This window comes from Nocardioides sp. Z21_20 (assembly GCF_059766585.1).
This window is the reverse complement of record NZ_JCBAJX010000017.1, coordinates 67,103-78,578: the sequence shown is the minus strand read 5'-3', so window position 1 is coordinate 78,578 and position 11,476 is coordinate 67,103. Positions and strand designations below refer to the sequence as shown.

Here is an 11,476-nt window from a genome sequence, read left to right as displayed (position 1 = left end):
CAACGAGATACTGGGCAGACCGTACGAAACCCCGGTGTTGCACTAGGACCTGGAGACCGCCCGAGTTAACTCGTGAATCCAGCAGGGGGGCCGCTCAGACCCCGACCGCAGCCTTCAACGCCTCAGCCCGGTCGGTGCGCTCCCAGGTGAAGTCCGGCAGCTCGCGGCCGAAGTGGCCGTAGGCGGCGGTCTGGGCGTAGATCGGGCGCTTGAGGTCGAGGTCGCGGATGATCGCGGCCGGGCGCAGGTCGAAGACCTCGAGCACGGCGTCCTGGATCTTCTCGTCGGGGACCACGCCGGTGCCGAAGGTCTCCACGAAGACGCCGACCGGGCTGGCCTTGCCGATCGCGTAGGCGACCTGGGCCTCGCAGCGGCGCGCCAGGCCGGCGGCGACGACGTTCTTGGCGACCCAGCGCATCGCGTACGCCGCGGAGCGGTCCACCTTCGACGGGTCCTTGCCGGAGAAGGCGCCGCCGCCGTGGCGGGCCATCCCGCCGTAGGTGTCGATGATGATCTTGCGCCCGGTCAGGCCGGCGTCGCCCATCGGGCCGCCGACCACGAAGCGCCCGGTCGGGTTGACCAGCAGCCGGTAGCCCTCGGAGGGGATGTCGAAGGTCGCCAGCACGGGGTCGATGACGTGCTTGCGGATGTCGGGCAGCAGCGTGGTCTCGAGGTCGATGTGACCGGCGTGCTGGGTGGAGAGCACGACGGTGTCGACGCGCACCGGACGGTTCTCGGCGTCGTACTCGATGGTGACCTGGGTCTTGCCGTCGGGGCGCAGGTAGTCGAGCGTGCCGTCCTTGCGGACCGCGGTGAGCTTCTGCGAGAGCCGCTGGGCGATCATGATCGGCAGCGGCATCAGCTCGGGGGTGTCGTCGCAGGCGTAGCCGAACATCAGGCCCTGGTCGCCGGCGCCCTGCTGGTCGAGCTCGTCGATCGAGGACTCCACCCGGTGCTCGTGGCCGGCGTCGACGCCCTGGGCGATGTCGAGCGACTGCCCGCCGATCGCGACCTGGACTCCGCAGCTGTGGCCGTCGAAGCCCTTCTCGGAGCTGTCGTAGCCGATCTCCAGGATCCGCTTGCGCACCAGCTCGGCCACCGGCGCGTACGCCTTGGTGGTGACCTCACCGGCGACGACGACGAGACCGGTCGTGAGCAGCGTCTCCACGGCGACCCGGCTGTCGGGGTCGTGCTCGAGGAGGAAGTCCAGAACCGTGTCGCTGATCTGGTCAGCGATCTTGTCGGGGTGACCCTCGGTCACTGACTCCGACGTGAAAAGGCGTCCAGCCACAGTCGTACTCACTCCCGTTCGATGGTGGTGTGCGACACCTTAGTCGTGCCGCGCCAGGATGGTTCTAAACGTCCAGGCGGGCCCGGACCTGGTCCCAGATCACCTGGGCCAGGGCGGACTTCGCGCCGTGCGCCACCTCCCGCGAGGTGCCGTCGGCGGAGAGGATGACGGCCTCGCTGTCGGGGCGGCCGAAGACGGCGCCGCCGCTGACGTCGTTGACCACGAGCAGGTCGCAGCCCTTGCGGGCGAGCTTGGCGTGGGCGTGCTCGAGCACCGTGCCACCGGCGTCCCCGGTCTCGGCGGCGAAGCCCACCACCACGCGGGCGCGGCGGGTCGGGTCCTCCTGGGCCAGCTCGCGCAGGATGTCGGGGTTCTGCGTCAGCGCGATCGGCTCGACGGTGCCGTCCTCGCGCTTCTTGATCTTGGACTCGCTGAGGTCGACCGGGCGGAAGTCCGCCGGCGCGGCCGCCATCACCACCGCGTCTGCCCCGGCGGCGGCGCCGACGACCGCCTCGCGCAGCTGGGCGGTGGTCTCCACCGCCACCACCTTCACGCCGGCCGGGTCGGCCAGGCTCACGTTGGCGGCGACGAGGGTGACCTCGGCGCCCCGGGACGCGGCGGCGCGGGCCAGCGCGTAGCCCATCAGCCCCGAGGAGCGGTTGCCCAGGAACCGGACCGGGTCCAGGTACTCGCGGGTGCCGCCGGCCGAGACGACGACGCGACGCCCCGCCAGGTCCGCTGCCTCGGCGCCTGCTCCCCCGGCGCCCCTGGCGAGCACGCCGGTGACGAGCTCGAAGATCTCGGCGGGCTCGGGCAGCCGGCCCTTGCCGGTGTCCTTGCCGGTCAGGCGGCCCTCGGCGGGCTCGACGACGATCGCCCCGCGCGAGCGCAGGGTCGCCACGTTGGCGGCGGTGGCCGGGTGCTCCCACATCTCGGTGTGCATGGCGGGCACGAACACGACCGGGCAGCGCGCGGTGAGCAGCGTGTTGGTGAGCAGGTCGTCGGCCAGCCCGTGCGCGGCCTTGGCCAGCAGGTCGGCGGTGGCCGGCGCGACCACGACCAGATCGGCGTTCTGCCCGATCCGCACGTGCGGCACCTCGTGCACCGACGTCCACACGTCGGCGGCCACCGGCTTGCCCGACAGCGCGGACCAGGTGGGCGCGCCGACGAACTCCAGCGCGCTCGCCGTGGGCACCACCGTCACGTCGTGGCCGGACTCGCTCAGGCGGCGCAGCAGCTCGCAGGCCTTGTACGCCGCGATGCCGCCGGACACGCCGAGGACGACAGCGGGCCGTGCCCCGCTGGGGGGCACGGCCGCGTCGTCATGCAGGGAGGTCACCGGACCGATGAGATCACTCAGCCGGGGTGGCGAACGCGGCCTCGGCGGCGGCAGCCTTCGCGGCGGCCTCCTCGGCGGCGAGCTCGGCGGGGTCGACGTCCTCGCAGGTCAGCAGGTCCTCGTTGATCTCGCGCAGCGCGATCGAGAGGGGCTTCTCCTGGACGTGGGTGTCCACCAGCGGGCCGACGTACTCGAGCAGGCCCTCACCGAGCTGGGAGTAGTAGGCGTTGATCTGACGGGCGCGCTTGGCGCTGTAGAGCACCAGCTTGTACTTGCTGTCGGTCTTGGTCAGCAGGTCGTCGATCGGGGGGTTGGTCACGCCCTGGGCGTCGATGTTCGGGGCAGACACGCGTGAGCCTCACAGATTGTTTGGGGGGAGAGCATGGGTGGAGCGGCGACCGCGAAAGGTCACAGTGTCATCAAGGCTACCAACTCGTCGGCCGCAGCATGAACTTCCCGGTTCACGATGGTGACGTCGAACTCCTGCTCGGCCGCCAGTTCCAGGCGCGCGGTCTCCAGCCGGCGCACCCGTTCGGCCTCGCTCTCGGTGCCGCGCCCGACCAGGCGGCGCACCAGCTCGTCCCAGGACGGGGGCTTGAGGAAGACGAACAGCGCCTGCGGCATCGTCGTGCGCACCTGACGCGCGCCCTGCAGGTCGATCTCGAGCATCGCCGGGCGACCGGCCGCCAGCGCCTTCTCGACCGGGCCGCGCGGGGTGCCATAGCGGGCCGACTTGTGGACCACGGCCCACTCCAGCAGGGCGTCCTCGGCGATCATCCGGTCGAACTCCTCGTCGGAGACGAACCAGTAGTGCACGCCGTCGACCTCGCCGGGTCGCGGCGCCCGGGTGGTGGCCGACACCGAGATCCAGACCTCGGGATGCTCCTCGCGGATCCGCGCGGCGACGGTGCCCTTGCCGACGGCCGTGGGGCCGGCCAGCACCACGAGCCGGGTGGGGCGGGCGGGCGCGTCAGTCACGCGCGGCGAACTCGCGCTCGAGGGCGGCGACCTGCTTGGCCCCCAGGCCGCGCACGCGCCGGCTCTCGGCGATGTTCAGGCGCTCCATCAGCTGCTTGGCGCGGACCTTGCCGACCCCGGGCATCGCCTGCAGCAGGTCGACCACCCGCATCTTGCCGATCACCTCGTTGTCCTGTCCCTGGTGCAGGACGTCGACGATCGAGGCACCGGCGTTCTTCAGCCGATTCTTCACCTCGGCACGCTCCCGGCGCGAGGCAGCCGCCTTCTGGAGCGCGGCCTGGCGCTGTTCGGGGGTGAGCGGGGGCAGAGCCACGTGTGTTCCTCGTCTTCGTGCGGGGCGGGTCGGTCGTCAATCTAGTCAGAAGCGAATTTGCTTGGCAACGCGGACCACGGTGGCGCCATGGTCCTGCGACCCGGGTCACAGGACCCCTCAGCCGTACAGCGACGACGTGCACACGTCGAGGGCCTGCTGCTCGATCGAGCTCATCGCCTGGACCGTCTCGGGGTCCCCCAGCGCGGTCGCGGCGGCGGTGATCGCCTCCTGCTGCGCCTCGCTCACGCCCGGCGGCGGCTTCTTCGGGTCGAAGTCGTCCGGGTCCACCTCGGCGTCGTCGAGGGCCGCCTCCACGGCGGCGAGGCGCTTGACGACGAGGGTCCACTCGGCGCGGATGTCGCTGGGCGCCTTTCCGGCCAGGTCGCGGTAGGGCGGCAGCGCCTCGAGCAGGGCTCCACCGTCCTCGGACCCGGCGATCTCGGCCAGCTCCTTCTGGTGCTCGCGCACGGCGTCGCAGTAGCGCTCCTGCTCGTCGGCGCAACCGGTGGCGAGCAGACCGGTCGCGGCCAGCGCGAGCGCGGCCAGCCCCGGCGCCGCCGTGGCGCGCGGCCGCGGCCGGCGTGGTCCCCTCATCGGCCGAGCACGGCGCAGGCGTCATTGCCCCGCAGCGCCGCGTCGCGCAGCGCCGCCGGGTCCGGCCCGGCGCGCAGGATCTCACGCGAGGAGCTGGGCAGCACGTGCCGCGAGGCGTCGCCGAAGACCCGCCGTACGTCGTCGAGGGTGGCGCCCTGGGCGCCCACCCCGGGTGCCAGCAGCGGGCCGTTGATCGCGAACGACTCCCCCGTCGCGTCGACGGTGGCGCCGACGACGGCGCCGTAGGAGCCCAGCGGGTCGGCGTCGGCGTTGAGCGCCGCCAGCTCGTCGAGGACCGTCGCGCCCACCCGGCGACCGGTGTCGGTCGTCGCGTGCTGGAACTGCGGGCCCTCGGGGTTGGAGGTGAGCGCGAGCACGAACAGCCCGGCGCCGTGCCGGGCGGCGGTCTCGATCATCGGCGCCAGCGAGCCGAAGCCGAGGTAGGGGCTGGCGGTGATCGCGTCCACCGCCAGCGGCGAGGCCGGGTCCAGGTAAGCGTCGGCGTAGGCCTGCGAGGTGGAGCCGATGTCGCCGCGCTTGACGTCGAGCAGCACCAGTGCACCGGCCTCGCGGGCGGTGGCGATGACACGCTCGAGGACCGCGACTCCGCGGCTGCCGAAGCGCTCGAAGAAGGCCGACTGCGGCTTGAGCACCGAGACCACGGGGGCGATCGCCTCGGTCGCGGTGAGCGCGAAGTGCTCCAGCCCGGACACGTCGTCGCCCAGCCCCCACGCGTCGAGCAGCGCGGCGTGCGGGTCGACGCCGGCGCACAGCGGGCCGCGGCGCGCCACGGCGGCGTGCAGCCGCGCACCGAAGGGGGTGGTGGAGGCGGTCATCGGGTCTCTCCTCGCAGTTCGGCCACGATCCTCGTGACGGCGGTGGGGTCGTGGAGCAGGGCGGTGCCGACCTGGACGGCGCCGGCGCCGGCGGCGAGGTAGCGACGCACGTCGGCGGCCGTGCTGGCCCCGCCGGCGGCGATCAGCGGTACGGCGGGCAGCGCGGCGCGGGCCTGCCCCAGGCAGCGCAGGACCACCGGGGCGATCGCGGGTCCGCTCAGCCCGCCGGGGCGCCCGTCCGGGAACGCCGCGGGCAGCGCGTGGCCGATCACCACGGCGTCGGCCCCCGCCTCGCTGACCCGGCGGGCCGCCTCCGCCACACCGGCGACGTCGGGCGAGGGCTTGGCCCACACCTGCAGGCCTCGGGGCAGGACGCCGCACACCGCCGCGACGACCTCGGCGGCCCGGGCCGGGTCGCGCACGTCGAGGACCCCGGCGCCGCCCGGGTCCGGCTCACCGAGGTTCACCTCGATGCCGGTCAGGCCCGGAGCCCGGCCCAGCCGGCGGGCCAGGTCGGCGTACTCCCCCACGCTGGCGCCGGCGATGGACACCACCACCCGCACGCCCTGCTGCACCAACCAGGGCAACTCGCTGGCCAGGAACGGCTCCAGGCCGGGGTTCTGCAGCCCGACCTGGTGCACCAGCCCGGACGGGCTCTCCACGATCCGCGGCTGCGGCGCCCCGGCGCGCGGGTCCAGGGTGAGGGTGCGGGTGACGAAGGCGCCCACCGCGTCCAGGGCGTCGTACGCCGCGAGCTCGCGGCCGCTGCCCGCGCACCCGGCCGCGGTCAACACCGGGCTGGTCAGCCGCAGCTCCCCGATCATCGTCTCGCCCAGCATCTCGCCGGCCAGCCTCTCACCGGGCGTCGTCTGGCTCATCGCGGCTCCTCCAGCAGCTCGGCCCAGCGGACCCGGTCGCCGCGCAGCACCGGACCCTCGACGCAGGCGCGCACCAGCCGGGCGACGCCGTCCTCGCCGACCACCGGCACCGTGCAGCCCTGGCACAGGCCGGTGGCGCAGCTCAGGGGGCGCTCCAGCGCGGTCTGGCTCCAGGCGCCGAACCGCTCGGCGGCCAGCGCACTGGCGTGCAGGGTGGCGCCGGTCCCGGCGGCGTAGACCACGTCGGCCTGGGCGCGGGCGATGACGTCGCCCACGGCGTCGGCCAGTGCACCGCGCTGCCCGACCGAGCCGTCGCCGGTGACCACGGTGACCGAGCGGGCGGTGCGGCGCACCTCGAGGGCGGAGAGCAGGTGCGCCTCGTCCGGCGCCCCCAGCAGCAGGGTGACCGTGCACCCGCGGCCATGCAGCCGCTCGGCCAGGGAGAACAGCGGGGCCGCGCTCGGCCCCTCGCCCACCAGCACGCACGAGACCGGGTCCTTGGGCAGCGCGAAGGGTCGCCCCAGCGGGCCGGTGATCGCCACCCGCGCGCCCACCGCGAGAGCGGCCAGCTGCGTCGAGCCTGGTCCGCGCGGTTCCACGACCAGGTCGACGGTGGCGCCGTACCCGCCGGTCGGCTTGACCCGGTGGATCCACATCGCGCGCCGCCCCAGCCGGACCGCGTCGGCCGCCGAGCCGTCCGCGGGCCCCAGCGACAGCGCCACGAAGGTGCCCGGGCGGAACCGCTCGGGGATGCCGGGCGCGGTCAGCGTCAGGTGCCGGTAGGCGCCGGCCTGCCTGGTCGCGACCACCTCGCCGACCACGTGCAGCGGGCCGGCGCCGGGGCGGGGGGTCTGGGTCATGCCGGGGCGGTGCCCAGTCCGCGCACGATCGTGGTGGGCCAGCGCGGGCCCTCGTAGACGAAGGCGCTGTAGGCCTGCAGCAGGTCGGCGCCGGCCGCGAGCCGGGTCCGGGCGTCGTCGACGGTGCTGATGCCGCCGACCGAGACCAGCGTCATCGCCTCCCCCACCCGGCCGCGCAGCAGCCGCAGCACCTCCAGCGAGCGCTCCGCGACCGGCCGCCCGGAGACGCCGCCGGCCCCGATCGCCTCCACCTGCGCGGCCGGGGAGACCAGCTGGTCGCGGCGGACGGTGGTGTTGGTCGCGATGATCCCGTGCAGCCCGACCGCCGTCGCCAGGTCGGCCACGGCCAGCACGTCCTCGTCGCTGAGATCGGGGGCGATCTTGACCAGCAGCGGCACCGGCGCGGCGCGGTCCGCGGTGACCCGGTCGGCCTGGCGGCGTACCGCGGTGAGCAGCGGCTCGAGCTTCTCCACGGCCTGCAGGTCGCGCAGCCCGGGGGTGTTCGGCGAGCTCACGTTGACCACCAGGTAGTCGGCGAACGGCGCCAGCAGCCGGGCGCTCTTCTCGTAGTCGCCGACCGCGTCCTGCTCGGCGACCAGCTTGGTCTTGCCGATGTTCACGCCGAGCACCGGCCCCGGGGCCTCGCGCCGGCGCGCGGCCCGCTCGGCGAGCCGGCGGGCGACCGCCTCGGCGCCGTCGTTGTTGAAGCCCATCCGGTTCACGATCGCCCGGTCCTCGGGCAGCCGGAACAGCCGCGGGCGGGGGTTGCCCGGCTGCGCCTCCCCGGTGACCGTGCCGATCTCGACGTGGCCGAAGCCCAGCGCCGCCAGCGCGTCGATGCCGACGGCGTTCTTGTCGAAGCCGGCGGCCAGCCCGAGCACGTGCGGGAAGCGCAGCCCCATCGCCTCCACCGGCCGCGCCTGCGCGGTACGCCGGGCCAGGACCCGCGCGGTCGCCGGCCGGGCCGCGCGGATCGCCGTGAACGCCGCCTGGTGGGCGCGCTCGGGGTCGGTGCGGGTCAGCAGCCGGTCGAAGAGCAGCCGATAGGTCACCGGGCCGCCCCGGGCACCTCGGGCAGGCGCGCCCAGTCCTGCAGGCTGCGCACCTCGATGGTGCCGCGGCGCATCGCCTCGATGCCCTGCACGGCCGCGCCGAGCCCGGAGACGGTGGTGATGCACGGGATGTTGGCCATCACCGCCGCGGTGCGGATCTCGTAGCCGTCGACGCGGGCGTGTCCGCCGCCGGTGCCGTAGGGCGTGTTCACGATCAGGTCGATCCGACCGTCCAGGATCAGCTGCACCGTGGTGGGCTCGCCGTTCGGGCCGGGGCCCTCCCAGTGCTTGCGCACCACGGTGGTGACGATGCCGTTGCGGCGCAGCACGTCGGCGGTGCCCTGGGTGGCCAGGATCTCGAAGCCCTGCTCGGCGAGCACCTTGATCGGGAAGATCATCGAGCGCTTGTCGCGGTTGGCCATCGAGACGAAGATCCGCCCGCTGGTCGGCAGCGGACCGAACGCCGCGGTCTGGGCCTTGGCGAAGGCGGTGCCGAAGTCGGCGTCGAAGCCCATCACCTCCCCGGTGGACTTCATCTCCGGGCCGAGCACGGTGTCGACGTTCTGCCCGTCGGGGGTCTTGAAGCGGTTGAAGGGCATCACCGCCTCCTTGACCGCGATCGGGGCGGACGCCGGCAGGTCGCCGCCGTCCCCGGTGGCCGGCAGCACGCCGGCCTCGCGCAGCGCGGCGATGCTCTCCCCGAGCATCACCCGCGAGGCCGCCTTGGCCAGCGGCGTCGCGGTGGCCTTGGAGACGAACGGCACGGTGCGGCTGGCGCGCGGGTTGGCCTCGAGCACGTAGAGGATGTCGGAGCTGAGCGCGAACTGGATGTTCAGCAGGCCGCGCACCCCGACCCCGCGGGCGATCCCGAGGGTGGCCTCGCGGATCCGGCCGATCTCGCGGGCGCCCAGGGTGATCGGGGGCAGCGCGCACGAGGAGTCGCCGGAGTGGATCCCGGCCTCCTCGATGTGCTCCATCACGCCGCCGAGGTAGAGGTCCTCGCCGTCGAAGATCGCGTCCACGTCGATCTCGATCGCGTCGTCGAGGAAGCGGTCCACCAGCACCGGCTGCTCGGCGCTGATCAGCCCGTTGGCGACGTACTTCTCCAGGTAGCTCTCCAGCGACGCGTCGTCGTAGACGATCTCCATGCCGCGCCCGCCGAGCACGTATGAGGGCCGGACCAGGACCGGGTAGCCGATCTCGGCGGCGATCTCCTGCGCCTCGGGGTACGACGTGGCGGTGCCGTGCTTGGGCGCGGTCAGCCCGGCCTGGTGCAGCACCCGGCCGAACGAGCCGCGGTCCTCGGCCAGGTGGATCGCGGCCGGCGAGGTGCCGACGATCGGCACCCCGGCGTCCTCGAGGCCCTGGGCCAGGCCGAGCGGGGTCTGCCCGCCGAGCTGGCAGATGACGCCGGCCAGCGGTCCGGCCTGCCGCTCGGCGTGCACGATCTCGAGCACGTCCTCCAGGGTCAGCGGCTCGAAGTAGAGCCGGTCGGAGGTGTCGTAGTCGGTGGAGACGGTCTCGGGGTTGCAGTTGACCATGATCGTCTCGTAGCCAGCCTCGGCGAGGGCCAGCGACGCGTGCACGCAGCTGTAGTCGAACTCGATGCCCTGCCCGATCCGGTTCGGCCCGGAGCCGAGGATGATCACCGCCTCCTTCTCGCGGGGGCGCACCTCGCTCTCCTCCTCGTAGGAGGAGTAGTGGTAGGGCGTGGCGGCGGCGAACTCGGCGGCGCAGGTGTCGACGGTCTTGTAGACCGGGCGCACCCCCAGGGCCTGGCGCACCCCGCGGACCACGTCCTCGCGCAGCCCGCGGATCCGGCCGATCTGCGCGTCGGAGAAGCCGTGCCGCTTGGCCAGGCGCAGGGTGGGCTCATCGAGCCGCTCGGCGACGCCGACCTCGCCGGCGACCTCGTGGATCAAGAACAGCTGGTCGACGAACCACGGGTCGATCTTGGTGGCGTCGAAGACCTCTTCGGGGGTGGCGCCGGCGCGGATCGCGTCCATCACCTCGCGCAGCCGGCCGTCGTGCGGGACCTTCGCGGAGTCCAGCAGCGCCTCGCGGTCCAGCGCATCGTGGCCGACCGGGGCGAAGTCGAAGACCGCGCCCTTGCTCTCCAGGCTGCGCAGCGCCTTCTGCAGCGCCTCGGTGAAGTTGCGCCCGATCGCCATCGCCTCGCCCACCGACTTCATGTGCGTGGTCAGCGTCGGGTCGGCGCCGGGGAACTTCTCAAAGGCGAAGCGCGGCACCTTGACCACCACGTAGTCCAGGGTCGGCTCGAACGCGGCCGGGGTGCTGGAGCCGTCGGCGCGCACGGTGATGTCGTTGGGGATCTCGTCGAGGGTGTAGCCGATGGCGACCTTGGCGGCGATCTTGGCGATCGGGAAGCCGGTCGCCTTCGAGGCCAGCGCGCTGGAGCGCGAGACCCGGGGGTTCATCTCGATCACGATCAGCCGGCCGTCGACGGGGTTCACCGCGTACTGGATGTTGCAGCCGCCGGTGTCCACGCCGACCGAGCGGATGATGCCGATCGAGAGGTCGCGCATCTTCTGGTACTCGCGGTCGGTGAGCGTCATCGCCGGCGCCACCGTGATCGAGTCGCCGGTGTGCACGCCCATCGGGTCGAGGTTCTCGATCGAGCAGATGATCACCACGTTGTCCGCGGTGTCGCGCATCACCTCCAGCTCGTACTCCTTCCAGCCGATGATCGACTCCTCCAGGAGGACCTCGGTGGTCGGGCTGGCGGCCAGGCCGGACCCGGCGATGCGGCGCAGGTCGGCCTCGTCGTAGGCCATCCCCGAGCCGGTGCCGCCCATCGTGAACGACGGGCGCACCACCATCGGGTAGCCGAGCTCGTCGGCGGCGGCGAGGCAGTCGTCCATCGAGTGGCAGATCACGGACTTGGCGCACTCGCCGCCGAGCTCCTCGACGATGCCCTTGAACACCTGCCGGTTCTCGCCGCGGTCGATCGCCTCGATGGAGGCGCCGATCAGCTCCACGCCGTACTTCTCCAGCACGCCGGCGGCGTCCAGGGCGACCGCGCAGTTCAGCGCGGTCTGCCCGCCGAGGGTGGCCAGCAGCGCGTCGGGGCGCTCCTTGGCGATCACCTTCTCGACGTACTCCGCGGTGATCGGCTCGACGTAGGTGGCGTCGGCGAACTCGGGGTCGGTCATGATCGTGGCCGGGTTGGAGTTGACCAGGATCACCCGCAGGCCCTCGTCGCGCAGCACCCGGCAGGCCTGGGTGCCGGAGTAGTCGAACTCGCAGGCCTGGCCGATGATGATCGGCCCGGAGCCGATGACCAGGACCGACTTGATGTCGTCACGCTTCGGCAT

General features: G+C 73.2%; 11 protein-coding genes. All 11 read right to left on the bottom strand.

Annotation, left to right across the window (positions count from 1 at the left end; all coding sequences use genetic code 11):
- Positions 1 to 94: 94 nt before the first annotated feature.
- The 11 genes from metK to carB all read right to left on the bottom strand — a co-directional run bounded on the left by metK (position 95) and on the right by carB (position 11,476).
- Positions 95 to 1,291 (bottom strand): methionine adenosyltransferase, encoded by a 1,197-nt coding sequence (metK, locus tag AC6EH9_RS18695; protein ID WP_498425185.1) that lies wholly within the window; start codon positions 1,289 to 1,291, stop codon positions 95 to 97.
- Between the two features lie 64 nt (positions 1,292 to 1,355).
- On the bottom strand, positions 1,356 to 2,621 hold the full coding sequence (gene coaBC, locus AC6EH9_RS18690) for a bifunctional phosphopantothenoylcysteine decarboxylase/phosphopantothenate--cysteine ligase CoaBC (RefSeq protein WP_498425188.1): 1,266 nt from the start codon (positions 2,619 to 2,621) through the stop codon (positions 1,356 to 1,358).
- A gap of 22 nt (positions 2,622 to 2,643) precedes the next feature.
- Positions 2,644 to 2,979: a DNA-directed RNA polymerase subunit omega gene (rpoZ, locus tag AC6EH9_RS18685; protein WP_498425184.1), complete on the bottom strand. Its 336-nt coding sequence runs from the start codon at positions 2,977 to 2,979 to the stop codon at positions 2,644 to 2,646.
- A gap of 59 nt (positions 2,980 to 3,038) precedes the next feature.
- Positions 3,039 to 3,608, bottom strand: a complete 570-nt coding sequence (gmk, locus tag AC6EH9_RS18680; protein ID WP_498425183.1) for a guanylate kinase — start codon at positions 3,606 to 3,608, stop codon at positions 3,039 to 3,041.
- Complete coding sequence (gene mihF / locus AC6EH9_RS18675; protein WP_498425182.1) at positions 3,601 to 3,921, bottom strand: integration host factor, actinobacterial type; 321 nt, start codon at positions 3,919 to 3,921, stop codon at positions 3,601 to 3,603. Before mihF ends, gmk begins: the two co-directional genes overlap by 8 nt.
- 117 nt (positions 3,922 to 4,038) lie before the next feature.
- Complete coding sequence (locus tag AC6EH9_RS18670; RefSeq protein WP_498425181.1) at positions 4,039 to 4,515, bottom strand: hypothetical protein; 477 nt, start codon at positions 4,513 to 4,515, stop codon at positions 4,039 to 4,041.
- Entirely contained in the window at positions 4,512 to 5,351 is an 840-nt protein-coding gene (pyrF, locus tag AC6EH9_RS18665) for an orotidine-5'-phosphate decarboxylase (protein WP_498425180.1), read from the bottom strand. The genes AC6EH9_RS18670 and pyrF overlap by 4 nt, the downstream gene beginning before the upstream one ends.
- On the bottom strand, positions 5,348 to 6,229 hold the full coding sequence (locus AC6EH9_RS18660; RefSeq protein ID WP_498425179.1) for a nitronate monooxygenase: 882 nt from the start codon (positions 6,227 to 6,229) through the stop codon (positions 5,348 to 5,350). The genes pyrF and AC6EH9_RS18660 overlap by 4 nt, the downstream gene beginning before the upstream one ends.
- The gene (locus AC6EH9_RS18655) at positions 6,226 to 7,089 is read right to left on the bottom strand and encodes an iron-sulfur cluster-binding protein (RefSeq protein WP_498425178.1); all 864 of its coding nucleotides are present in this window, start codon (positions 7,087 to 7,089) and stop codon (positions 6,226 to 6,228) included. The genes AC6EH9_RS18660 and AC6EH9_RS18655 overlap by 4 nt, the downstream gene beginning before the upstream one ends.
- The gene (locus tag AC6EH9_RS18650; RefSeq protein ID WP_498425177.1) at positions 7,086 to 8,141 is read right to left on the bottom strand and encodes a quinone-dependent dihydroorotate dehydrogenase; all 1,056 of its coding nucleotides are present in this window, start codon (positions 8,139 to 8,141) and stop codon (positions 7,086 to 7,088) included. Before AC6EH9_RS18650 ends, AC6EH9_RS18655 begins: the two co-directional genes overlap by 4 nt.
- Positions 8,138 to 11,476 (bottom strand): carbamoyl-phosphate synthase large subunit, encoded by a 3,339-nt coding sequence (gene carB / locus AC6EH9_RS18645; protein ID WP_498425176.1) that lies wholly within the window; start codon positions 11,474 to 11,476, stop codon positions 8,138 to 8,140. The genes AC6EH9_RS18650 and carB overlap by 4 nt, the downstream gene beginning before the upstream one ends.